21 protein-coding genes are annotated in these 23,487 nt (G+C 39.1%); 17 read left to right on the top strand and 4 right to left on the bottom strand.

What is annotated here, in order from left to right:
• The first annotated feature begins 31 nt into the window (after positions 1–31).
• The 8 genes from HUU81_RS09050 to HUU81_RS09015 all read left to right on the top strand — a co-directional run bounded on the left by HUU81_RS09050 (position 32) and on the right by HUU81_RS09015 (position 7,172).
• Positions 32–1,180, top strand: coding sequence for a catalase (locus HUU81_RS09050; RefSeq protein ID WP_199608613.1), 1,149 nt, complete (start codon positions 32–34; stop codon positions 1,178–1,180).
• A complete protein-coding gene (locus HUU81_RS09045; protein WP_199608612.1) occupies positions 1,173–1,628 on the top strand; it encodes a hypothetical protein in 456 nt (151 codons plus the stop codon). The genes HUU81_RS09050 and HUU81_RS09045 overlap by 8 nt, the downstream gene beginning before the upstream one ends.
• Positions 1,629–1,682: 54 nt before the next feature.
• Positions 1,683–3,254, top strand: coding sequence for a c-type cytochrome (locus HUU81_RS09040; protein WP_199608611.1), 1,572 nt, complete (start codon positions 1,683–1,685; stop codon positions 3,252–3,254).
• Positions 3,255–3,311: 57 nt separating this feature from the next.
• Positions 3,312–4,781, top strand: a complete 1,470-nt coding sequence (locus HUU81_RS09035) for a c-type cytochrome (RefSeq protein ID WP_199608610.1) — start codon at positions 3,312–3,314, stop codon at positions 4,779–4,781.
• A 67-nt stretch (positions 4,782–4,848) separates the two neighbouring features.
• On the top strand, positions 4,849–5,160 hold the full coding sequence (locus HUU81_RS09030; protein WP_199608609.1) for a hypothetical protein: 312 nt from the start codon (positions 4,849–4,851) through the stop codon (positions 5,158–5,160).
• 45 nt (positions 5,161–5,205) lie between these two features.
• The gene (locus tag HUU81_RS09025; protein ID WP_199608608.1) at positions 5,206–5,928 is read left to right on the top strand and encodes a LysE family translocator; all 723 of its coding nucleotides are present in this window, start codon (positions 5,206–5,208) and stop codon (positions 5,926–5,928) included.
• A gap of 90 nt (positions 5,929–6,018) precedes the next feature.
• The gene (locus HUU81_RS09020) at positions 6,019–6,573 is read left to right on the top strand and encodes a YaeQ family protein (RefSeq protein WP_199608607.1); all 555 of its coding nucleotides are present in this window, start codon (positions 6,019–6,021) and stop codon (positions 6,571–6,573) included.
• A 206-nt stretch (positions 6,574–6,779) separates the two neighbouring features.
• Positions 6,780–7,172 (top strand): rhodanese-like domain-containing protein, encoded by a 393-nt coding sequence (locus HUU81_RS09015; protein WP_233520468.1) that lies wholly within the window; start codon positions 6,780–6,782, stop codon positions 7,170–7,172.
• Positions 7,173–7,246: 74 nt separating this feature from the next.
• On the opposite strand, the gene HUU81_RS09010 is transcribed toward HUU81_RS09015, so the two are convergent.
• The gene (locus HUU81_RS09010) at positions 7,247–7,735 is read right to left on the bottom strand and encodes a hypothetical protein (protein WP_199608606.1); all 489 of its coding nucleotides are present in this window, start codon (positions 7,733–7,735) and stop codon (positions 7,247–7,249) included.
• A 149-nt stretch (positions 7,736–7,884) separates the two neighbouring features.
• Between HUU81_RS09010 and HUU81_RS17620 the strand changes: the two genes are divergently transcribed.
• Positions 7,885–8,010 carry a hypothetical protein gene (locus HUU81_RS17620; RefSeq protein WP_407644850.1) on the top strand — a complete coding sequence of 42 codons (126 nt, stop codon included), beginning with the start codon at positions 7,885–7,887 and terminating at the stop codon, positions 8,008–8,010.
• Here HUU81_RS17620 and HUU81_RS09000 read toward each other — a convergent pair.
• The 3 genes from HUU81_RS09000 to HUU81_RS08990 all read right to left on the bottom strand — a co-directional run bounded on the left by HUU81_RS09000 (position 7,970) and on the right by HUU81_RS08990 (position 13,580).
• Positions 7,970–8,866: a hypothetical protein gene (locus HUU81_RS09000; RefSeq protein WP_199608604.1), complete on the bottom strand. Its 897-nt coding sequence runs from the start codon at positions 8,864–8,866 to the stop codon at positions 7,970–7,972. The genes HUU81_RS17620 and HUU81_RS09000 overlap by 41 nt on opposite strands.
• An 80-nt stretch (positions 8,867–8,946) precedes the next feature.
• Entirely contained in the window at positions 8,947–9,825 is an 879-nt protein-coding gene (locus HUU81_RS08995; RefSeq protein WP_199608603.1) for a hypothetical protein, read from the bottom strand.
• Positions 9,825–13,580 (bottom strand): contractile injection system protein, VgrG/Pvc8 family, encoded by a 3,756-nt coding sequence (locus HUU81_RS08990; protein WP_199608602.1) that lies wholly within the window; start codon positions 13,578–13,580, stop codon positions 9,825–9,827. The genes HUU81_RS08995 and HUU81_RS08990 overlap by 1 nt, the downstream gene beginning before the upstream one ends.
• 273 nt (positions 13,581–13,853) lie before the next feature.
• Between HUU81_RS08990 and HUU81_RS08985 the strand changes: the two genes are divergently transcribed.
• The 8 genes from HUU81_RS08985 to HUU81_RS08950 all read left to right on the top strand — a co-directional run bounded on the left by HUU81_RS08985 (position 13,854) and on the right by HUU81_RS08950 (position 23,457).
• Entirely contained in the window at positions 13,854–16,457 is a 2,604-nt protein-coding gene (locus HUU81_RS08985) for an efflux RND transporter permease subunit (protein WP_199608601.1), read from the top strand.
• Positions 16,458–16,470: 13 nt separating this feature from the next.
• Complete coding sequence (locus tag HUU81_RS08980) at positions 16,471–17,277, top strand: outer membrane lipoprotein-sorting protein (RefSeq protein ID WP_199608600.1); 807 nt, start codon at positions 16,471–16,473, stop codon at positions 17,275–17,277.
• Positions 17,274–18,686, top strand: coding sequence for a hypothetical protein (locus HUU81_RS08975; RefSeq protein ID WP_199608599.1), 1,413 nt, complete (start codon positions 17,274–17,276; stop codon positions 18,684–18,686). Before HUU81_RS08980 ends, HUU81_RS08975 begins: the two co-directional genes overlap by 4 nt.
• Before the next feature lie 132 nt (positions 18,687–18,818).
• Complete coding sequence (locus HUU81_RS08970; RefSeq protein WP_199608598.1) at positions 18,819–19,634, top strand: hypothetical protein; 816 nt, start codon at positions 18,819–18,821, stop codon at positions 19,632–19,634.
• Positions 19,635–19,797: 163 nt separating this feature from the next.
• Complete coding sequence (locus tag HUU81_RS08965; protein ID WP_233520467.1) at positions 19,798–20,862, top strand: sensor histidine kinase; 1,065 nt, start codon at positions 19,798–19,800, stop codon at positions 20,860–20,862.
• Positions 20,863–20,872: 10 nt separating this feature from the next.
• Positions 20,873–21,706 (top strand): LytR/AlgR family response regulator transcription factor, encoded by an 834-nt coding sequence (locus HUU81_RS08960; protein ID WP_199608597.1) that lies wholly within the window; start codon positions 20,873–20,875, stop codon positions 21,704–21,706.
• 143 nt (positions 21,707–21,849) lie between these two features.
• Positions 21,850–22,179, top strand: a complete 330-nt coding sequence (locus tag HUU81_RS08955; protein WP_199608596.1) for a hypothetical protein — start codon at positions 21,850–21,852, stop codon at positions 22,177–22,179.
• A 99-nt stretch (positions 22,180–22,278) separates the two neighbouring features.
• The gene (locus tag HUU81_RS08950; RefSeq protein ID WP_199608595.1) at positions 22,279–23,457 is read left to right on the top strand and encodes a multidrug effflux MFS transporter; all 1,179 of its coding nucleotides are present in this window, start codon (positions 22,279–22,281) and stop codon (positions 23,455–23,457) included.
• Positions 23,458–23,487 lie beyond the last annotated feature (30 nt).

The raw sequence follows: 23,487 nt of genomic DNA, 5'->3' as shown, positions 1-23,487 counted from the left end.
CCAAAAGTAATTTATATTGTGGCGGCATATTATGTTAGAGCACAAAGCTAAAACGGTGAAGACCATGAGCCAACAATCACCCAAAATGCTATACCGTATTATTGGCATGTGCTTTGTTGCCGCATTAATTGTATTTGTATTTAACTATTTTCTTATTAATGCATTTGCAAACGAAAATAGTAATGAACTTACACAGCAGCAACAACAAGTTGCTAATGAAATGGTTACGTTGATTAAAGAAATAAGCCTGACAAGGGCAAAGCATTACGGACATGTAAAGCGCTTTAATCAAGTTAAAACATTGGGCTGTGTGCAAGCAAAATTTATCGTGGAAGAGGATATTGCGCCGCAGCTAAAGTTAGGACTATTTAGTACAGAAAAAACGTATCCGGCGTATATACGTTTTGCCAGCGCTAGTAAGATGGATGACACCAAAAAAGACTTGCGTGGTATGTCGATTAAAGTAATGAATACCGAACATCCTGTTATTTGGGGAACATTCGGTGAGCAAGACTTTATTTTAAATAATGCTCCTAGCTTATTTGTAAAAAATTCTGAAGAGTTTTTAGATTTTATCCGAGCTATCAATGATGACAAATTGTGGTGGTTTTTTGTAAACCCATTTAATAGCCACTTCAGGTCATTGTGGGCCATACTCCAAGCAAGAGATCATCATTCTAGCCCGTTAGATATTCGCTACTGGAGTGCCACTCCCTATCAGTTGGGGAGTGGCGCTGAAAACGCCGTAAAATACACGGCCAAACCTTGCTCAAATTATTCCAGTGAGTTACCAGATGAGCTTTATAACGGTTATTTACACGATGCGATGAAATCTCATTTATCTAACCAGTCAGCATGTTTTGAATTTATGGTGCAATCAAGAATTCCGAATGAAAACATGCCAATTGATAATGCCGCAGTTGTCTGGAGCGAGGAAAGTGCTCCCTTTGTTAAAGTGGCAACCATATTAATTGAACCGCAAATTTTTCATCAGGCCAATCAAATAAAACACTGTGAGGACATTGCTTTTAACCCTTGGCAATCAATGGCAGAACACAAACCTTTAGGAGAAATGAATAAAGTAAGAAAAGAGGTATATAAGCAATTAGCAGCATTCAGGCAAATGCAAAATCATGGAACGAATTCGTTTGTTAAAAAAGGTGGAAAAAATTATGAGTGAAGGAATATTACAACCTACCATTGAAAAGTGGCTTAATCTAAGCAGGGAAGAATTAGACGATATATATCGCTCGGCACCTGCTGGGGCAATACCTAAAGGTGAAATGAAAGGAACCGCAATAGTAGCAGGTTCAGACAATGCGAAACGCTTCGCTCAATTTGCAAGAATGTTTGCATGGCAGGGCAAAGTGTTTGATCTTTTTCCACCCGATTATGAAAAAGGCATTTTGATTAATAAAATTTCTCCGTTTAGCCTTACCTTTATTGTAGCGAAAGTATACCGCGATAAAAGCTGGATGGATGAGAAAGACACCATCGTAATTGACTATGGTCAAACCTCTTTTGTAGCAAAAAAGATCAGAGACGAAATACGCGAGGTAGAAAAAGGCGTTTACCTTGGCAAGGTGTGGTGGGGCAAAAAACGGATACTCGACTTTGCTTTATGCTAAGTGCGTTTCGTTTAAGCTAACACAAGTAAATGATAATGTTTAAGTGATGCCGATATGAACTTTTACCGCTATAAAGCAGCAACGCGGCCGTCTCATCAACGTGGCATCAGCACACTTTTAACACTTTGCTTAATGATTGTACTTACTCAAATTATATTGATTACTTATTTGTTGTTTCGCTTTCTGCCAGATGAACCTGTGACTTACAACACCATTGAATCACATTTTAAATATGGCTCTTTGGGCGGTGAGCGTAATTTGGGTATTCCATATTGGTTATGGCGTGCGATGCCAACGCTTTGTGAAAATAAGCTGCCAAATAAAAAGTCGACTGACATCGGGTTTGAATCGTTAGGGATGATATACGAGGGAGACAATACTTTACCCGTAGGTGTGTCATCTCGTCGGCATTTAGGGTTAGATCGCGTTTTTTTAAATTGTGCAGTGTGTCATACCAGTACATATCAAATTAAGCCAAGTGACGAAGCCTTAGTCGTTAATAACCTTAAAAGTGGTAATAGGCATTTGGTGTTAGGCATGCCAGCAAATCGCTTTGATATTATGGGGTTTCAACAGTTTTTCTTTCAATGTGTAAACGACGCTAAATTCAAAGCTAAAGAGCTAATTCCTCTTGTCCAACGCTTAGGAGCAAATTTAGATATTATTGACCAATATTTTACTTATCCACTCGCTATTTGGTTAACTCAAGAAAGACTTAAGTTAGTGGAACAAAGGCTCAGCTTAATTTACCAACAACCCGAATATGGGCCGGGTAGAGTAGACACCTTTAATTCGGCAAAAGCGGTCTTTAATTGGGATTGGCAGCGGGCAAATACATCAGAATTAATTGGCATTACCGATTTCCCTTCTATTTGGCTGCAAGGACCGCGAAAAAGCCGTGATGATGGTAAGCCAATGGATCTGCATTGGGATGGAAATAATAACACAGTTGAAGAACGCAACTTAAGTGCCGCCTTCGGTGCTGGTGGTATCCCTCCTTATACTGATCATCAAGCATTGGGTAAAATTGAAGATTGGTTATTAACACTTGAACCACCCACTTTCCCCTTTGTGGTTGACATAGGTAAAGCCAATAAAGGAAAAAAAATATATCAGAATTATTGTGCAAGTTGCCACGGCAAAAGTGGTAGAGACTTTACAGGCGAACGCGTAGGGCATGTAGAACCCATCGAAAGTATCGATACAGACAGGTGGCGGCTCGACTCATATACCCAAAAATTAGCACTTAATCAGTCAATGCTTTATGCTGGCGACGAACGTTATCGCTTTAAAAACTTTAAAAAAACACATGGCTACGCGAATGCTCCGCTAGACGGAATATGGCTACGAGCACCGTATTTACACAACGGTTCAGTGCCAACATTGTGGGCATTGCTTCAACCCGCCACAAAAAGACCCGTAACTTTTTATCGCGGCAACGACATGTATGATCCTAAACACGTTGGCTTTATTGCCAACCAAGCAAACAATGGCGAAGAAGAATTCTTTCTTTATGACACAACAGTAGATGGAAATAGCAACCAAGGCCATGAAGGCAAGCAGTATGGCACTGATTTATCTAACAGTGAAAAATACGAGCTTATTGAGTATTTGAAAACGTTTTAACACTAGCTCTAACGGTTAGATATTGAGTCAGGCGTGATAAGCACGCGGAGAATCGATATGAAAATGTTAAATAAACACCATAACACTCACGGTAAGTCGTTAATCACAGTTTTGCTACTGCTTGCGTTGATTGCAACCTTTGCCTATTTTGGTTGGTATAAGTTTTTTAGAGAAGAACCCCAAGAAGCGTGGGTTACCGCCACCCCTGAAATGCGTTTTAAGTATGGCTCCATTGGGGGCGAGCATGAAGCGGGTATACCATATTGGATATTCATGGTGTTACCAAAAATGTTTCCTGAATATTTACCTGGGAATGGCGGCTATGCATCGTTGGGTGTACCTTGGGAGGAAGGGTTTGAGTTACCTGTAGGCTTTACCAAAAAAACCATTGGTTTCCCCAGAGTCGGCAATAATTGCGCTGTGTGTCACACCGCTGTATATAAAAAAACACCCAACGGAAAACGCCACTTTGTACCTGCAGGGCCTTCTCATACCGCTAACATAGAAGGTTTCTTCACCTTTGTGGTTGACTGTGCCAAAGACCCACGCTTTAACCCCGATAATATTCTTGAAGAAATAGCCATGATTCATGATTTGTCTTTTATCGACAAGTTATTGTATCGCTTTATTATTATTCCATTCACAAAGAAGCGCTTATTAGAACGTGAAAGCCAGTTTGCATGGGTGTACCGCGAAGATTTTCCTGACTGGGGAAGAGGCCGCGACGACGCAATGAATTTAACCAAGTACTTTATGATAGGTGAAGAAATGGATGACTCTTATGGACCATCTGACATGCCGTCGATTTGGAATCTACAAAAGTATGAACCTGAATACATGACAATGAACTGGGATGGCGCTACACATGATGCTTACTCCGTTATTATGGACTCAGCACTTGGTTTATTGGGTGCAGAACCCCATGACAGCGAAGACTTTGTTGGGCAAGTTGCATGGCTACAACATTATTTAGGCTCTACACCCGCACCACAATTTCCATTTAGTATTGATGAAAAAGAAGCGGAGCATGGCAAATTGGTATTTAATCAACATTGCGCCGCCTGCCATGAAAGTGAAAGAACAGGAACGCCTTACCCCTTAAATGAAATTGGCACCAGCGATGAACGATTAAACACTTGGGGTAAACAATATGCTGTTGCCGCCAATAATGTTGTGAATGAAATGGGTTTAAAAAGAAAAGGGTTAGTAGAAGCCGACCTTATTGGTTATGTGGCACAACATCTAGATGGCATTTGGTTGCGCGCACCGTATTTGCATAATGGTTCAGTGCCTACTTTGTATGACTTGTTACAGCCCGCTTCTGAACGCCCGAGTTTGTTTTATCGTGGCTACATATTGTACGACGAGAATAAATTAGGATTCGTTTCACAAGGTACTGAAGCAAAAAACGAAGGAACAGCCTACGACACAGAAGAGAGAGGCAATAGTAATCAAGGTCATGAGTTTGGTGTAGCATTATCAGCCAGTGACAAACAAGCGTTACTTGAGTATCTAAAAACGCTTTAAAATTAGCTTGTTAAGTTTGGGTTATTTGTTAAGTTATAGGTACGTATAATACAAGTATAAGTACCTGATGCCTAAACTGTTTAAAGATTCAAAATATTTGACCTCTCAAGGGTACTTGCCTGCATTAGCAGGCTTTCCACATGCAGATAAAGTTACTCATGCAATTTATGGCACAGCAATATTTTTTATAACCCTTTATTGTGCAAACTGGTACGGATTTAATGGTATTCGCTTGGGGCTAGCTGTAACGTTTATTATAGCTGGTGCAAAAGAGGCGGTGGACGAGTTTATTCGGGGTGAGAAATGGGATATATACGACATTATTGCAACGGTGTTCCCTGCGTTGCTAATTGCCTTATACCTTGAATTTGGTCAATAAAATTCGCGCAAACAATCAATTTATAAGAAAAATAAGAGACGCTATATGATAAGTGCCATTGCACCATATTGGGCTGAGTTTCTAACCATTGTAGTACTTCATTTACTTGCAGTAGCAAGCCCAGGCCCCGACTTTGCGGTAGTACTTAATCATTCACTATTACATGGCCGCCGAGTGGCTTATGTAACCAGTATTGGTGTCGCTCTTGGGATTCTGGTGCATGTTACTTACAGCTTAGTGGGAATTGGAATTGTCCTGCAAACTACGCCGTGGTTACTTCAAATGATTCAAGTTATTGGCGCACTATATCTTGGTTATTTAGGCTTTCTTTCATTAAAAGCAGCACTTAAAGAAAGAGCTGTGGAAAATCCTTCTTTGGAACAAATACAAACCCATTCAAGTGCAGAAAGTACTAAACAGCACAACCCGAAATATAACTACACAGCGCATGGTAACCCTAAACAAGAATTCCCGCTGAAAAAAGCATTTATGGTGGGGTTTTTAACGAATGGCTTGAACCCAAAAGCTACACTATTTTTTGTGTCGTTATTTTCTATTGTGGTGTCGGTGGAAACCACAACAGGTATAAAAGCATTTTACGGTATATACATGGCGATAGCGACCGGGTTGTGGTTTTGTGGCTTGTCATACTTTTTAGGCAGTGTAAAAGTAAGAGAGTGGGTGCAGCGAAATAGTTATATTGTGAATGGTGTTTTTGGCGTGTTGTTATTAGCAATTGCTATAAAACTCGTACTTTTTGAGTTTTAATCCTATAGTTCTAAGATATGATGCATTTTTAAAAGGGCAAAATTATGCGTATCTTCGATAATAAATATCTTAAACATATAGGCTTTGATCATGGGCGACAAGGCAATACTGTTTAATACGCATATTGACGTTGCAAATTTAGACAAGCACAGATATGACTCTTTGCACTTTACAGTGGCTCTCAATCATGCTGAAACACTGGAGCATTTAGTGATGAGAGTGCTGGCCTTTAGTCTTGTTCCGGATGGTATACCGCATTTTACTAAACATCCAAATAGCACAGACACTCCCGATATTTACACTGAAAGCTATGAAGCAAACTACGGCTTCTGGATTAATATTGGTATGCCAGAAATTAAGCAACTTAAACGGGCATCAAAGTCTGCCGAGCATGTCATTATTTTTATGCTTAAAGACAGAAAGTGGCTTGAAGATAATCAATTGCAGCTCATTGGATTATCAAATTTGACCATTATTTCTTTATCCAGAGAGTTTATTTCAGAACTTAGTTATTCACTGGACCGATCCATTCACTGGTCTGTGGTGCTAGATGGTAAAAAGCTAAGTGTGAGCGATCAGCATCAATTTTACAGCACCGAAATTGATGATTTTCATAGTGTGGAAGAGGAGGAATTACTTCACTGAGTGTCACTCAAAATAAATAACGCTGTTCTTTAGCGGTAAGAGTTTGAGTTATAGTCACTTTAGCACTAATATAATTTTTCTAAAAATTAACGTGAGTGCCCATTATTTCGTCGTTCACAGAATAAATTAAGTACATTTCAAGATCCAAATAGCAACACCCCGTAATGAATAAGTCAAGAATATCGAGTTAATATTGGAGTCATATTATGATTAAAAGCGGCATGAGATTAATTGAAGAAGCGAAACAAAACATCACAGAAGTGAATGTGCAAAAAGTAGCTGACGAAATTAGCCAAGAACAAGATATTATCATTATTGATGTAAGAGAAAGTGCAGAATACAGCCAAGGACACCTTCCAGACGCGATCAATTTTCCAAGAGGGGTACTTGAAGTAAAACTTCATACTCATCCAGACTTCAAAGATGAAGAATCACCATTAGACGAAATGAACAAAAAATCCATCTACTTATACTGCCAATCTGGTGGGCGCTCTGCACTAGCAACAGAGTCATTACTTAGAATGGGCTTTAATCACGTTTACTCCATGGCTGGTGGCTTTGACGCATGGAAAAAAGCAAGCCAGAAGATACAGAATTGATTATAGGGCGTATCTGTTAAATTATGGCTTAATGGCCTTCCTCCAATTTGGTAGGGGGCTTAATAAATGCGTTGCTAGCAGTGCGAATTGATCTGCTTCAACGCCTCTAGCAGTTTTTTATCTAGCAATAATTTATCGGTAAGATAGCCTTTTTGGAGTTTTTTATTAGCAAAAATCAAGCTATCTCTACTTGAGTTAATTACCATAAATCCATTTTGCCCTTTAGCACCAGCGTTCATTTCTCTGGTGATATAAAGGTTTTCACCTTCGATCACTTCTTCATAATGGTATACACCAGAAGGTAAACCGCCTAACTCTGCACTTTTCCAAAATTTATTCTCTATTGCATCTGCAAGCCATGATGCTGCATTGATAGGTAATTCAAATTGAAAAACCTGATATCCGGGAATATGCTCCCCAAGTTCATCAGCTTCACATACATATAAAAATGCTAAATAGTCGTCTGTTCGAACCAAATAGAAATCATTATGTTCATAGCCATTATCAGGCTCGTGAAATAATACTTTTTGATACTGTGTTAGATTAAATGGATTTATTAGCATCTTATGTCCAAACTTGGCCGGGAAAAAGGGCCGTAAACATTGTTTATGAAGAAAATAAGTTATTAGCGCGGAACTTAGAACGCAAACTAATGTAAGCTGTTTGTGTGTCAATTGGTCACCGTATAAGTTTACCAGCGTCAATAGAGTGGATGTTGAAATTAACACCCAAACTCAGGCTACCCGAAACGACTAGGGCAGCAGACCAGTTGGTATGTAAAGCTCAAAAAGCAGCGCTTAAGTGCTCTCCTCTTGGTTTAAAATCACTTTGCAATTAGCGTTATTTTGCTTGAAGGCTTGTATGCACTGTTTAATATCATTTCTCTTATCTTTTACTGTCAACACTTCTAACTTAGCTTGTTTAAAAATATTAAGAAGTTTATTTGAGGTAAGAGCTACATTAAACAGTATTAAATGAGTTAATGACTTTAACTCAGAGCTGTTAATCATTTCTTCCATTAACTCATCAGTTAATGCGTTTCCCGAGAGATGTAGCCTCTGATTGGTAAATTTTTTAGTTAGAAGTTCAAGATTTATCTCTGGTAATAAGAGGTGGTTCGAAATATCCTCTTTTAAAGCGCTAATATCCCCCTTGGCAGTAACGCGAGAAGTAAAGTCATTTTCATCACATTCTAATCCAAACTTGTATTTTCCTACGTGAGTAAGGCTCGCTAAAGCTAATGAGTTGTTTTTTCGCCATTCGACTTCATTTGCTCTGGTTAAGTCATTAAATCCTATATGCTCAATTTCGCCAGATTTAAACCATGATATGGTAGAAACTTGAATACCATTAACATATTCATGCTTCCCAATAAGAGTATCATCATCAAAATCATAGGCTAAGCCGTTGTAGGGGTCCCCTCTAAAATTAAGTGGCTCACCGCTATAGCTATCGCTAGCGGTTAATGAACCGTAGTCAACAACCATTTCATTAGCGCTATAAACCCTGCGTAAATCCTGTTCTTCAGGCTGGCTGTTAACGTACAAGCCTTGGTAGTAACGATTTACTTCCACCTCATTTTCATTTAATAATGCGTAGCTAATTCCTGTAAATAACTCTCCTCGGAAATATTTTTTTTCGTCGAGTGTTTTTAGTGCACTATTTTTTACTTTTAACATCAATATTTTAGCCAAGTGGAAATTCTTAATTATGAATTCAATATTAAATAAGCCTGTTCAAAGTTGTATGTGAGTTAACTTGAATAACTCATTAACTAAATAATAACTTCACTATTGAGTGCAATTTTGCAATTTGGAAAGTTAGATTTTATCATTTGGAGGCTATTTTTAGTTTCTGCTCTTTCATCATATACTTGAATATTATTTAAGTTTTTATGATTAAAGAGTTTTGGTAAATTTGTTAGAGCGATTTCAGTGTCAAACAAAGTTAATTCTGATAAGCCTGTAAAATTTGAAGGGCTAAAAAAGTGTTTAAGCAATTGCTCAGTCATGCTGCTACCAGACAAGTTTAATCTATGGTAACTATCTCTTTTTTTGATAATCTCTAGCTTTAAGGGAGAAATAACTTGATTAGTAGTTAAATCATCTAAGAGCAGGTCAAAGTTATCTTCAGCATTAATAGAAGTCACCTGATCATTCTCATTACACTCAAGTGTAAGCATATACTTGCCAGCGCAGCTTAGTTCAGCTAAAACTAATGAGCCGTTCTTTCTCCACTCAACTTCATTGGTTCTTAGTTTATCGCTAAATGAGATATGCTCAATTTCGCCAGATTTAAACCATGAAATTGTAGAAACTTGTATACCATTAACATATTCATGTTTTCCAGTAAGAATATCATCTTCAAAATCATAGGCTAAGCCGTTATAGGGATCCCCTCTAAAATTAAGTGGCTCACCGCTATAGCTATCGCTAGCGGTTAAAGTATCGTAGTCAACAACCACTTCATTAGCGCTATTAACTCTGCGTAAATCTTGTTCTTCAGGCTGGCTATTAACGTACAAACCTTGGTAGTAACGATTTACCTCTACTTTATTACTTAGTAATTTGTAGCTAATTCCCGTGAATAACTCTTCTCGGAAATACTTTTTTTCGTCGAGTGTTTTTAGTGCGCTTTCTTTTACTCTTAGCATTAATATTTTCGTCCTGTGATTACATTTATTGGTGGCCTTAATATCCCACCGCAGTTACTACATGCTTTAAACGGCTCGCCGTTACTTCCCACCTTCGAGATTTTGAATGTGGCAACATCAATATCTTTTAAGTTTGCATTTTTAACTTGGTTAAATATATCATTTACCGCCTGAACTTCTGCATGAAGGCCAGGGATTCCTGCAAATGTTTCAAATGTCTTTTCACCACTACTACCTACGTGTTTACTAATGAGCTCTTTTGTTCGTGGGTGTAGTTGCTGTCCACTATCTATATATAACCGCTCGACACGTCTAATATAAAGATTAAAATCTACTATTCTATATGATTGATCATCTAGCTGCTCTATACCTTTAAAGTTATTAACACTACCTCGTAGATTTGTAAATGCACGTTGCGTGATAGTAACGCCGTTCACTTGAGCTCTAGATATTGCAGCTAAACGGCTCATTTCTTTTTTTGAATAGCCTAAAGAAATAATGTCTATCGCATCTTGCTCAACTTGAGCTATTAACTTCTGGTGGTGTGGAGGTAAACTTGCCGAGTTATTGTCGTCTCTATCAGTATCACTTTTATTTCCAGTTTCTAACTCTGTATTTATATTCTGTTTAGTATCTTTTACTGGATTATCAGTATTTCCGTTACTGGTAAGGTTTAACCTTTTTAACTTAATCGCCTCAGCTAACTTTGCCAGTGCTGTACCTGCATGTGCAAAGTAGCGTGACTTTGCAACGGCTGAAATGGCAACGCCTGCACCGTAGGTGGCAAGGGCAAGTATAATTTCTAGCGCTAACTTACCAGCCATTTTTATTTTTTCTACGCTGCTGTGCGCATCAAAATAATCGTAAGGGAATTGCGTTAAGATGATTCTGGACTCTTCATCTTGCGCTATCATACATAAGGTTTTAAATGCCTTACTAAGGGTATCAAATGATTGCTCAGCACTTTTTGCTAATTGATTAAACTCTTTACGTAAGCCGTTAACATCACCGCGTGCCACATAACCTAATAACCGCCATGCTGCAGCACCTATATCATAAACCGTATCTACTCCTAACTCGACCAGCTCAGCAATCCCTGTAACAATCGTTTCGCCTTGCTCATATAGCCCTGTTAAGAATGCACCTGAATAAATAAGCCCTTGGTATAAATAATTCTCCTGCTCTAACACTTCTTCTTGAATTTTTGCCTGAGCGCGGATTTCTTCAACCATGGCGCTGAGATTTGTGCGCAGCTCTTGTCTTAGTGTCTCTATATCGCTATCACTTGCCCCTGAATATTCAACAGCAAAGTTACCGGGTGGCACGTTTTCAATGGTCGCAATACCATTGGTTAATGTACCGTTGTAACGTTTTTGATTTGCATGTGTAACCACATAATTAATATCTTCTACTGGCATGCCATCGGAATAAAAGTAATTTAGTGTAATGCTTTTATCTGCTAACACGGCTAGCCCATCATCATCTATATCAAAGCTTGTAATCGCAGGGAGGTTAGGGGGTGACACCGTACTCGGTGCACTGGCCATCTCTGGTCCACTAATTTGATAATCCACAGTTCCATCAAACACAATACTTTGGCTGTTTAAAGTCAGCATATCGGTACCGATGAGGCTAACGTTGCCTTGGCTGTCGAGCTTAATTTCTCCGCCTTGGTTGTGCAGGCGAATGTCACCTTGGCCTGTGCCTTTAATGGTGATATTGCCATCCACCTGTAACACAGTGCTGCCTTGCGGTACGCTGAGGTTAATAGCGCCGTTGGGGGTGTTGATGGCAATATCGCTGTTAGCATGGGCATTCACACTGCGACCACTTAACCAGCTGATATCGGCGTTGGCGGTGTGGGTTTGGCTGCCGGTGTGCGTGTCTAACGTGGTGGCGGCTTGATAATGCATACTGTCTTTGGCGGTGGTTTGGCTAACCTTGCCAGTAACATCAATGCATTGATTGCCGTGTACCACATAACGTACATCGGCCTCTTCTGCGTGCAGGCATAAATCGGTGCCTGCATATAAATTCACACTGCCAAACCGACTCACCCATTCCAACATGGGTTGAGTACTGCCATTTAACACAATGTGCTGCGCACTTTGCTCTGGGGTTACCCCTAAGGTGTGTAATAAAATTTGCGGGGCGGTGGGGCTGTCATCAAATAATAGTTGATGGCCTGCACTGCTGGTCAGTCGGTTATGGTGTGGCGTGGCTGAAGTCACCACGGAGGGTTGGGCTTCGTTCATGCAAAACCCGACAATATAACTCTGATTGGGGTCGTTGTTCATGCAGCCAACCAGTACTTGGCTGTCGTTGACTAAAGGAAAATGCCAGCCTGTGGCGTGTGGTTGATTGGCACAGGCATACATGGCGAGCTTTTTGAGTGGTCGCCCACCTTGGCCAACTGCACGTGCTGTATCATCAAATGCTAACCGCGTTATATAGTCACCCTGAGCGGTTAATTGGGCATACTGACTGGGTGACTCAACACGCGCCGAAAATAACATAGGTTTATCAGTAGGACGTGGCATGGTTGATTTATACGGCGTACTACGGGGAATACAGGTAACCGTACAACTGTGCTTACTTAAGCCGTCTTGGCGTGATTCATCAGCAGGTTGTTGACTGGTGTGCGACACCTTAATACATAAGTAATCGCCACTGGCATTTAAGCGTGAGCGGTCATCAAGGGTAAAGCTACATCCGGCAAAGATATCTGGCACATTACCGGTGAGTGTCAATGTGGTGGCTAAGGCTTGTTGAGCGAGGCTTTGATGGGTCGCGAATGATGCGGCGGCTGATACCGTTTCAGCGACTGGCTCATAATGGGCAAGGTGCTTACCTTGGCCTGCCCGAGCGGCATTAGCACGCGCAGCCGCGGTGTCGTTATTAGGATGACTGCCATGACGCAGTGGCGGGTGCGACAACGTAGTGGTGGTCACTCGATTGGCGGTATAGCGGCATCGTTCTTCGATACTGTTAAAGCCAACAAACGGCAGGCGTGCTCGGCCTTGTGTTTGGCTACTGGTATTAGTACCAGTATTGGTATTGGCATCCCCATGATGCTCAGAGCTTTTATCAAGCTGTAACCCCGCACGGTCAAACCCATACGAAGAATACACGGCAATGGCCGTACGAGATAAATACGGGCTACGTAAATTGCCATCACTGATGACCAGTATTTCTTGCTGATGCTGAGTTTCAAACCAATACAATAAGCCGTATTGCGCCACAATGCGCTGAAACAACTGATAGTTTGATTCCATGGCCTGCACAAACTGCGGACAACCGGGAAGCGATTGAGACAAGCGCCAATCAATTTGGCTAGGATGATAACCCGCTTCACTGGCTAAACAGGTTAACAAGGTAGCAACATCGGTATCAACAAACACCCGACTGTGCTCAGTGCCTTGGAGTGCTTCTAAGCGAGAGGTTAAGGTAATAGCAAAACGACGATAAGGAACAGGCACGTGGTGGGTGCTGCTATTAGACAGCATAAAACGGCCACGTGCTTCCACTTCGCACACCGTGCCCGCTAACATGCGAGAGTGGCCGTCTGGGGCAATAAACTCCAGCACCACGCTTTGGCCTAATATAGAAAAACAATCAACCGTTTGAGGGACTTCTATCCAAACACAATAACGAAATGCACCGTTTAACTGCTCTTCTCCTGTCACATGCATCACCGACAAACGCGAATCTAAACAATGCAACGCAATGCGCGTACGTGACAGGTCCTTTGTCATGGGGAATACCTCTGTAAACAACGATTGAAGACAAGTAAATATGGGGTGCGAATGTTACGGAAATTAATTTACATTGCAACATGTATTTCACAAAAATATTGACTAAAATTGTTGCTGCTTATTTTGAAACACATCCAACCTTTGATTCTGTTATCGTTTTTGTCATTTTTATACGTTAATCTTCTGAATGCTTACTTGTTTAGTTTGTGCTAATCACATAGAGTATGCAAAAAAATTATATATATATATCTAAACGAAATAAGGTTTAACTTAATGAAGAATTGGCTTCTCAATGTAAGCTTGACTAAAGCTAAGTGGGTTTATACAGCTTTAATAGTGTTTACATTGCTCGCGTTAATCCAAATTCCCTCAATTAAAATTGATACCGATCCCGAAAACATGCTGCCAGATGATAATGCAGCACGCCAGTTTCATAATCACGTAAAGTCAGAGTTTTCAATGCATGACATGATTGTTGTTGGGGCTGTGAATGAAAAAGAGGGTATATACAACGTACATTCCTTAACGCAATTACATCAGGTCACCGAGTTTATAAAGTCGATTGAGGGCGTCGTCGAACGAGATATTCTTACATTGTCTACGGTAGACAATATAAAACAAGAAGGGCCGGGCGCGATTCGATTTGAATGGCTAATGAAAAAGATTCCAAAAACGAATGAACAAGCAAATGATATCCAACAAGCTGTTTCGCGGTTACCTCTGCTCAACAATACGTTGGTAAGTGATAACGGCAAAGCCGCGGCTATTTATGTGCCGATCATTGATAAAAATGAAAGTTACCGTATTTCAGAACAAATCCAAGCATTTATTAATACTAATAGTGACAGCGAAAGCGCATTAAACTGGCATGTTACGGGCTTACCAGTAGCGGAAGATCAATTTGGCTATGAAATGTTTGTACAAATGGGGATCTCAGCGCCGTTAGCTGGATTGATGATATTTGTGTTGCTGTGGGTATTTTTTAGAAACTTCGCATTTATTAGTGCGCCTATGATTGTGGCAATGGCCACTGTACTTATCACTATGGGAGCACTCATTGGCTGCGGCTTTACCGTCCATATTATGTCGTCGATGATTGCGATATTCTTAATGCCTATCGCAGTGGTAGATTCAGTACATATTATGTCTGAGTTTGCTGATAGATATAAACAAGGTAGCGATGTAAATAAAACGATTAAAGAAGTAATGTCGCATCTATCTACACCAATGCTATATACCTCAATTACTTCTTCAGCGGGTTTCTTTTCACTGATGTTAACACCAATACCACCTGTTCAAATATTTGGTGCATTTATAGGGTGTGGAATTTTACTCGCTTATTTAATTACTATCGTATTTATTCCAACTTACTTATCTCGTATGAGTTCAGAGAATTTATTAAAACTTCAAAAAAGGCATGATACGGCAAAGCAAAAAGATGGAGCGTCGGGTAGTGCTTTAGTAAAAGTGATCAAAGTACTAGGTAATAACGCTGTTAAACACACAAAAGCCAAGCTCATAGTATTTGCAGGGCTGTTTATTATTTCAATTTTTGGAATAAGCCAAATTCAAATCAATGACAATCCAGTTAGGTGGTTTAAACAAGATCATCCTATTCGTCAGGCTGATAAGATACTTAACGAACATTTTTCGGGAACTTATGATGCATTTTTAGTGTTGTCGTCCACTCATAATTACTACAGTGAGGTTTCGGATTACATTGATAGAATTATTAGCAGCAGTACAAGCGAAAATGAGTTAAACACAATAAATTGGTTAAAGAGCTATCAGATTAAATTTAACGACTTAGCTAATAAACCTGGAGACACGGCACTACTCAATCAATTTATTATGGCTATTGATGATAAGCTGTTTGAGGTTGATGGAGACATTGCTCAAAAGCTTGAAACATTATTGAGCCAGTTAGATAGGTTGCAAGCGAAGACGAAAGTATTTATACAGCCAAACGTATTAAATTACTTAGCAGATTTAGATTCCCATATAGCAAGTGCTGATTCAGTTGGAAAAGTAAATTCGTTAGATGCGATTATCAAAACAGTGAACCGCGATCTACACTCAGGCAAAGATCAAGATTATGTTTCACCATCAACAGCTAATGCAGTTGCACAAACATTATTACAGTATCAAAGCTCACACCGCCCTCATGATCTTTCTCATTTTGTAACACCTGATTACACAGCCACATTACTTTGGTTGCAGCTGAAAAGTGGCGATAATCAAAGTATGACTGAGATAATACAGCTTGTTGATAAATATGTTGCCGAAAATCCACTGCCACAAGGCATTAATATGGAATGGGCGGGTAAAGCATACTTAAATGTAGTGTGGCAAGAAGCGATGGTCGCGGGCATGGCAGACAGCTTAATCAGCGCCTTTGTAGTCGTATTCATTATGATGGTAGTGTTGTTTAGATCGTTATTTTACGGTGTACTCGCCATGATCCCATTAACGTTTACGATTACATTAATTTACGGCGTTATTGGCTGGATTGGTAAGGATTACGATATGCCCATAGCTGTTTTGTCTGCACTAACGCTTGGCTTATCGGTGGATTTTGCCATTCACTTTTTAGAGCGATTTCGGGCTTATTATCGTCAATATAAAGATATTGGAGTAGCGTTGCAGTACATGTTTGAAGAACCCGCCAGTGCTATTTCACGAAATGCAATTGTTATTGCAATTGGATTTACGCCTTTGCTTTTTGCACCGCTTGTACCGTATATAACCGTGGGGATCTTTTTAGCGTGCATCATGGCGATTTCAGCATTGGTTACATTGATTATGTTGCCCGCTATTTTAATTTATTTTCAAAAAAAACGTTCACTAAAGCGACAACAAGTCTATGCCAATATGTAAAGGGTTATGCACTATGAGTCTGTTATTAAAATTAGGTAAGTATTCAATATTACTTTTACTGTCATGTTTTGTTAATGCTAAAAGCGAGCAGATGGATGTAGGTACAATTATTAAAAAAGCTGAATTAGCTGCTTATTACGCCGGTAATGATGGGCGTACAGCAGCCAGAATGATGATTGTGGATAGCAACGGCAGAAAGCAAATGCGTCAGTTCATTATTTTAAGAAAAGATCGGGAAGAGGGTGGCGCGCAAGATATGCTAGTGTTCTTTTCCCGACCAGCTGATGTAAAAGGCACTGTATTTCGTGTTGTAAAACATAATGAAGGGGAAGATGATAGATGGCTATATTTACCTGATCTTGATTTAGTAAAACGCATTTCTGCTGGTGATAAGCGAACTTCCTTTGTAGGCGCACACTTTTATTATGAAGATGTTTCTGGCAGGGGCATTGAAAAAGACATCTTTGCGCTCGAAACAGAAACAGATGAGCAGTATGTTATTACTGCAATGCCGAAAAAACCTGAAGAGGTAGAATTTAAGTCATACAAAGTTTGGATAGATAAACAAACATTCTTGCCAGTAAAGATTGAATATACCAACAATAAAGAGATGGTATATCGACGAGTTGAAGCAGTAAAAGTGCAAAATATAGCGGGTTACCCAACCGTTACTGAATCTAAAGTGTCAGATTTACAAAATGGTGGATACACATTGATGCAGTTCAGGTTTACTACATACAATCTTGGCCTGCCAGACGACATTTTCAGTGAGCGCAGCTTACGAACACCTCCACATAAATGGCTGTCTGTTTCTAAATGATCAAGCTTATTCATACTAATATGTTCTGTGTTTTCTGCGCACTGCTATGTACGGTAGAGGTTAACGCGCAGTTAGATATTAATAATGGTGAACGGGTATCTAATGATTTCAAGCAAACTAATGAGTCATTAGCTAATAATACTCAAGATGAGTGGAACCAAAACGAGTGGGAGCATGATGACTGGGCGGATGACTGGCAGGCTACAGAGCCATCTACCACACAATTTCTTGCATTAGGTTATGGGAAAAGAATCAATACCGACTCAACCAGAACAGAACAAGACACATTGAATGAGATAAGAGCAGGCTTGGCGTGGCAACATATTAATACTGCGCTGTTCAATGGTGTGACATTTAATGCAAAGGTCGAAGGGCTATATAATGGTATAGAAAAGCAATTCCAGCTTGATATTCGAGAGCTAAATGCATCATTAAAATTAACAAGTAGTATTGACTTATCTGTTGGTAGGCAAGTTCTAACTTGGGGAACAGGTGATTATGTATTTTTAAATGACTTGTTCAAAAAAGATTGGCAATCATTTTTTAATGGCAGGGATGATAAATATTTAAAGGCTGCTAACAACGCAATAAAAGCCTCTTTTTATTCCAGCTGGGGTAACATTAATGCGGTTTGGCTACCGCGTTATGAAAGCGATCAGGGTATTAATGGTGATTACTTTTCATATTATTCGCCATTTGCAGCTACCAACACAAACATGCATATATTTATTGAAGAACCTGATAAGCCAGAATGGGCGATAAGATATTATAAGAATATAAATCGAGTAGATTTTGCACTTTATGGATATTCAGGTTTTGCAAAATTGCCCACTTACCTTCAAGTTGTGCATAGCCTATCCGCCAAAAATGCTGAGCTAACAGGTTATGTTCATCCTCTCAATACTTATGGTGCTAGTGCGGTTCTTTCTTTAGGTAGCGGAATTATAAAAGCAGAGTTTGCTTACCATAACTATATGCGCGATACACTTGGTTTAGAAAAATCACATCTAAGTGATATGTCATTGCCTCATGATCAATTTCGTTGGTTAGTGGGTTATACCTTTGAGCCCGTTGCAAGCGTTAACTTAGGGTTTCAACTGTATCAAGAACATAACTATGCTACTTACTCTAATTCAGGTGAAGTACATGAGCCAGAATTCAATAGAACGTGGCTAACAACTATGTTGAACAAAGCGGCGCTGCAAGATCGTTTGAAGCTTTCATTAACTAATTTTTACTCGCTGTCTGATAAAGACCACTACACAAGGTTGTCTGGCGAGTACCGTGTTAGCGACAGTCTACAAATTACAATCGGCGCAAATATTTTTGGTGGGCAGGAAAAAAATACATTCTTTCATCAGTTTAAAAAGGGAAGTAATGTTTACGGTCGTATTCATGTTTATTTTTGATTGGTTTTAACCAATATTTTATTCATACACATTTTATTGCAAATTCATTGAGTTAAACACACCTTATAAGGCTGTGCTTTACGTAAAAATCTGTCACACTTTTATTAAGTTGTAATTAATTGGAGCAATAAAGTGTTCAATAGTAAAAAAATTAAAACGTTAAGTTTACCAAGTCTATTATTTGTTGGCACCATGGGCATGCTTCCCAATGTTGCTCTAGCGGATGGGTTATCAGATTTATACAGCGCACTAGAAAAGCTTAAAGGTACAGACTCAATTTCAGCGCAGCTAGAATACAAATATACAGAAACAGAAAGAGGCAAGCCTGATGTTATCACCAATGGTTACGTTCAACTCAATCTGCTTGATAATGAAAATGGCCTGAATATTACGCTTAGTAATGAAGTGTTAGATAGAGTAGACGAAGAGTCTATTTTAAGGGTTGAGCAAGAAGATGCTAAAACCCCAACTTTAAATGCGATAAATGATTTAAGAGCAATAAAGCTACGTAACATGTTGTCTTCAGCTAGTTTATTGCTACGTACAATAAAAAAATACGAATTCGTAAAGGAAGAAAATGTTGAGCTAAATAACGCTATTGTACGTAAGCTGAGTTTCACGATGCCTTTAGATGTTGTTATTAAAGACAAGAAAGTAAGAAGTCATGTGAACGACTTTGAAGGTAGTTACGAAGTATTTATCAACGAAAACGGTATCCCAATTGAAAGTCATTTTAATGTTCGCGGAGACGGAAGTGCTTTTATCTTTTTTAATGTGGACATTACTGAAAAGCAAGTAGCGAAGTATCAAGTGATAAAAGAAAGATTAGTTATTGTACAAAGCGAGAACGCTCAATCTTTAGACTCAACTTGGAGTGATATTGAAACAGTAAGCACTCAAATAATTACCCCATCAGAAACATTGCTTACTAAAACGGATACACCGTAATAAAGCCTAAATGCGATGGAACACCACTAACTCAAGATAGATGGTAATGTGTACTTTTGCTTGTGTAGATATAATTCAAGAAGATAACCTGAGCATTAGATCTGAATGATTATTTATATCTCTCTAATCTAATGTTTGTGTTTAAAGCATAAGGAATACAGTATTGTTTAATTGGCATCGCTTTATTGAAGATCGAAATCGTTTTTTTTGGATTCTGCATACATCAGGTTGGGCTGGGTTTGCATTAATCCATTACATTGGCTCAATTATGCACGATCTTCGTAGTGCATATATTTTCGTTATTTTATTAAATGCTTATGCTGGTTGGCTGTTAACTCTCCCATTACGATATTTATATCGTAAAATTTGGAATCACTCACCATGGAAGTTAATGTCTGTTACTTTACTTGCCTCATATAGCATGTCGATTGTGTGGACCATGGTTAAAAACCTCAATTATTGGGAAGTATACAAACATGGCTATCGCCCTGAAGAATGGATTTACTACTTTAAATACACCACGGGTTCTTTCTACATTATTCTTTGCTGGAGCGGCTTATACTTTGGCATAAAGTATTATCAAATGTTACAGCGTGAAAAAGAAAAAGCATTGAAAGCAACAACGATGGCGCATGAAGCACAGCTAAAAATGCTGCGCTATCAACTCAATCCTCATTTTTTATTTAATACGCTGAATGCAATATCCACATTGGTACTAGTAAAAGATAATGATACAGCGAATAAGATGGTGACTCGGTTAAGTGAATTTTTAAGATATTCACTGCATAAAGATCCCATTAAAAAAGTCCCATTAAAGCAAGAGATACAAGCATTAAAATTATACTTGGAAATTGAAAAAGTTCGTTTTGAAGATCGGCTAACATTTACTGTAGAGGTAGATAAAGAAGCGGAAAGAGCATTGGTTCCAAGCATGATTTTACAGCCACTTATCGAAAATTCGATTAAATACGCAATTGCGGTTACAGAACAGGGAGGTGAAATAAAAGTGAAAGCCTCAACGTTTGGTAAAGATGTATTAATTGAAGTGAGTGATAACGGCCCTGGAACAAAAATTGAGAATGGCAAACTTGCTAAAGAAGGTGGTGTAGGGCTGGAAAATATTGTTGAGCGCTTACATGCGCTATATGAGTCAAATTTTTCATTTAACCTGTCGCATAATTTACCGCAAGGTTTAGTAATAAATATTCGAATTCCACTTGAACAATAGGCCGTAGTGAATGACAAACGACAAAAAAATTAGAACAATTATCGTTGATGATGAGCCGCTGGCGAGAAAAGGCCTAGCAATACGTTTAGGCGATTACGCTGAAATTGAGATCGTTGCGCAATGTGCTAATGGCGAAGAGGCAGTAAAGCAAATTAAAGCGCTTGGTCCAGAATTAGTATTGCTCGATATTCAAATGCCACTTTTGAACGGTTTTCAGGTCATTCAAGCACTTGAGAAAGATAATATCCCACTCCCTGCTGTCGTGTTTGTTACTGCATTTGATCAGTATGCAATTCAAGCGTTTGAAATTCATGCGTTAGACTACTTATTAAAGCCTGTTGATGATTGCAGGCTTGCTGCAACAATTGAAAAGGTTAAATCTTATCGCGCAACGCAAAAAGATCAGCAAGATAAACTTAAGCTTGCAGCATTGGTTGCCAAATATGTAGGTGATGACTGTGAAGAAGTATTACGAAGTTTAGCGGCAGGAGAAGAAATTGGTAAAGGTAAGTACGCTACCAATTTAGTAATAAAAGAAGCGGGCGAAATTAGCCGAATAAAAGTAGATGAAATAGACTGGATTGATGCCGCAGGGGATTATATGTGTGTGCATGTAAACGACGGGCAAACACATATACTTCGTAAAACGATGAAAGAACTTGAAGCTGAATTGAACCCTAACACCTTTATTCGTGTACACCGTTCGGCTATTGTTAACGCGGGCTGTATAGTAAAGCTTTCTAGCCATATTAGTGGTGAATACTACGTCATTCTGAAAAATGGACAGTCATTAAAAGTAAGTAGGAGCTATAAAGACAAGGTAAAAAACTTTATAAGTCGTTAATCAGCGTAGAATAAGACTAAAAGGTCATCTAGGGCTATAAATATTTAAAAAAAGCAGTAGTATGTGTTCAAACCGACTATTATATAGCTATAAGTCAACATTGTTATATTAATTGTAACTCACTGTTTTTATATAAAGTATTTATGAACTCAATACCCGATAATAAAAAATTACAAATCATCTACCGTGTTGAGCCTGGCTGCTTGGGGCCTGAGGGCATGAAACATGTGGAAGGATTTTGCCAATATGCTGAAACTGAATTCAGTTCAATTAACAGTGACATCATAAATTGGAAAATTGTTCCGCGTTTCGATAAGGCTTTGCCTGAACTCCAATATTCTATTTTAGGAAAAACCCTTAGCGAGCAAAAAACGACGGCGTATTTGTCGCTATTTGACAAAGAGTTAGCACCGTTAGAAGACTTAGCTCATGAGGAGCTTGCATTAATGATTGAAAAATATTTCGATCGATAGCTTTCATAGACCAAAGTGAGTAATAGACGGAGATATTCTTTACTCGGTTTATAAGGAATTAATCTGTATAATCGCGCCTCTACAGAAAGAAGGCGCACTATGAAACACATTTCTTACTTGTTTACTCTCATTATCATGGTTATTTTTAGCCCGTTAGCCATAGATATCTTTTTACCAGCTTTGCCAATTATTGCCGAAGAAATGAATGCGTCCTTACTGGATATGCAGTGGCTGGTAACCAGTTTTATTTTAAGTATGGGGCTAGGGCAGTTAATAAGTGGCCCTTTAGCAGATCGTCACGGTCGTAAGCCGGTCGCTATCGTTGGTATTTTGGTTTACGTTATCGCCTCATATTTATGCGCAATTGCTATTAACACTGAAATGCTATTGTTAAGTCGTTTACTTCATGGCTTTGGTGCTTGCGCAATTGTTGTTGCCGCCTTTGCATGTGTAAGAGACAAGTTTAATGCAGAACAAAGTGGGGCGATGTATAGCTATTTAAATAGCGCAATTTGTTGTATTCCTGCATTAGCACCTATTCTAGGAAGTTGGTTAACGCAAGAGTTCGGCTGGCGATCAAATTTTTATTTTATGGTCGGTTATGCGTTAATTGCAGGCATAGTCATTAGTATTACATTAAAAGAAACGCGACCAAGTCATACTATTATTCCTAAAAAAATCATCAGCCTGCGTGCTTACATGCCAATCATTAAACACCCTGTTTTTATGTTCAATGCGAGTGTAGTAATGATCTCGATGGCAATCATTATCGCTTATGTTAGTAGCTCACCAGCATGGTTAATGGTTAATTTAGGGCTAACGCAATCAGACTTCGTATTTTGGTTTAGTTTAAATGCAGTATTTAATATTGTTGCTTGTATGCTCGCGCCTAAATTAATAGAGCGATTTGGCGCAAGAAAGACTATTGGAGCAGGTATGTTATCAATGATTATTGGTGGTGCCGCGCTACTCGTTTTTTCTGGGAGCCACACTGCAATAGGCTTTATGGGACCAATCATTATGAGCTCGCTTGGCTTCGCATTAATTATGGGGGCGTGTGCGGGGCAGGCGCTAGCACCTTTCGGAGACAAAGCGGGCACAGCATCTGCGCTATTAGGTTTTTTCCAAATGAGTGGCGCTGCTGTACTAGTTGGAATAGTTCAGGTTCTTCCACTTAACGAAGCTGAACAAGTAGCACTATTAATGTTAGCGCTACTGCCACTGTTTATTTTATGGAAGTTGCCTGCGGTTAAACAGCGTATTACAATTCCAACCTAAGTAGTTAATTATTAATAATATATAGGCTCT

The sequence above is a fragment of the Flocculibacter collagenilyticus genome (genome assembly GCF_016469335.1).
In the GTDB taxonomy this organism is placed as follows: domain Bacteria; phylum Pseudomonadota; class Gammaproteobacteria; order Enterobacterales; family Alteromonadaceae; genus Flocculibacter; species Flocculibacter collagenilyticus.
This window is presented reverse-complemented; position numbering and strand designations above follow the sequence as displayed.

Excerpts from the sequence above, each read along its gene's own strand:
- HUU81_RS09040 (WP_199608611.1), top strand. The coding sequence starts at position 1,683 with ATGAACTTTTACCGCTATAAAGCAGCAACGCGGCCGTCTCATCAACGT.
- HUU81_RS09010 (WP_199608606.1), bottom strand. The coding sequence starts at position 7,735 with ATGCTAATAAATCCATTTAATCTAACACAGTATCAAAAAGTATTATTT.
- HUU81_RS08990 (WP_199608602.1), bottom strand. The coding sequence starts at position 13,580 with ATGACAAAGGACCTGTCACGTACGCGCATTGCGTTGCATTGTTTAGAT.
- HUU81_RS17620 (WP_407644850.1), top strand. The coding sequence starts at position 7,885 with ATGTTGAAATTAACACCCAAACTCAGGCTACCCGAAACGACTAGGGCA.
- HUU81_RS08980 (WP_199608600.1), top strand. The coding sequence starts at position 16,471 with ATGAGTCTGTTATTAAAATTAGGTAAGTATTCAATATTACTTTTACTG.
- HUU81_RS08995 (WP_199608603.1), bottom strand. The coding sequence starts at position 9,825 with ATGCTAAGAGTAAAAGAAAGCGCACTAAAAACACTCGACGAAAAAAAG.
- HUU81_RS09045 (WP_199608612.1), top strand. The coding sequence starts at position 1,173 with ATGAGTGAAGGAATATTACAACCTACCATTGAAAAGTGGCTTAATCTA.
- HUU81_RS09015 (WP_233520468.1), top strand. The coding sequence starts at position 6,780 with ATGATTAAAAGCGGCATGAGATTAATTGAAGAAGCGAAACAAAACATC.
- HUU81_RS08975 (WP_199608599.1), top strand. The coding sequence starts at position 17,274 with ATGATCAAGCTTATTCATACTAATATGTTCTGTGTTTTCTGCGCACTG.
- HUU81_RS09050 (WP_199608613.1), top strand. The coding sequence starts at position 32 with ATGTTAGAGCACAAAGCTAAAACGGTGAAGACCATGAGCCAACAATCA.
- HUU81_RS09030 (WP_199608609.1), top strand. The coding sequence starts at position 4,849 with ATGCCTAAACTGTTTAAAGATTCAAAATATTTGACCTCTCAAGGGTAC.
- HUU81_RS08985 (WP_199608601.1), top strand. The coding sequence starts at position 13,854 with ATGAAGAATTGGCTTCTCAATGTAAGCTTGACTAAAGCTAAGTGGGTT.
- HUU81_RS08960 (WP_199608597.1), top strand. The coding sequence starts at position 20,873 with ATGACAAACGACAAAAAAATTAGAACAATTATCGTTGATGATGAGCCG.
- HUU81_RS08950 (WP_199608595.1), top strand. The coding sequence starts at position 22,279 with ATGAAACACATTTCTTACTTGTTTACTCTCATTATCATGGTTATTTTT.
- HUU81_RS09025 (WP_199608608.1), top strand. The coding sequence starts at position 5,206 with ATGATAAGTGCCATTGCACCATATTGGGCTGAGTTTCTAACCATTGTA.
- HUU81_RS09020 (WP_199608607.1), top strand. The coding sequence starts at position 6,019 with ATGGGCGACAAGGCAATACTGTTTAATACGCATATTGACGTTGCAAAT.
- HUU81_RS08955 (WP_199608596.1), top strand. The coding sequence starts at position 21,850 with ATGAACTCAATACCCGATAATAAAAAATTACAAATCATCTACCGTGTT.
- HUU81_RS09035 (WP_199608610.1), top strand. The coding sequence starts at position 3,312 with ATGAAAATGTTAAATAAACACCATAACACTCACGGTAAGTCGTTAATC.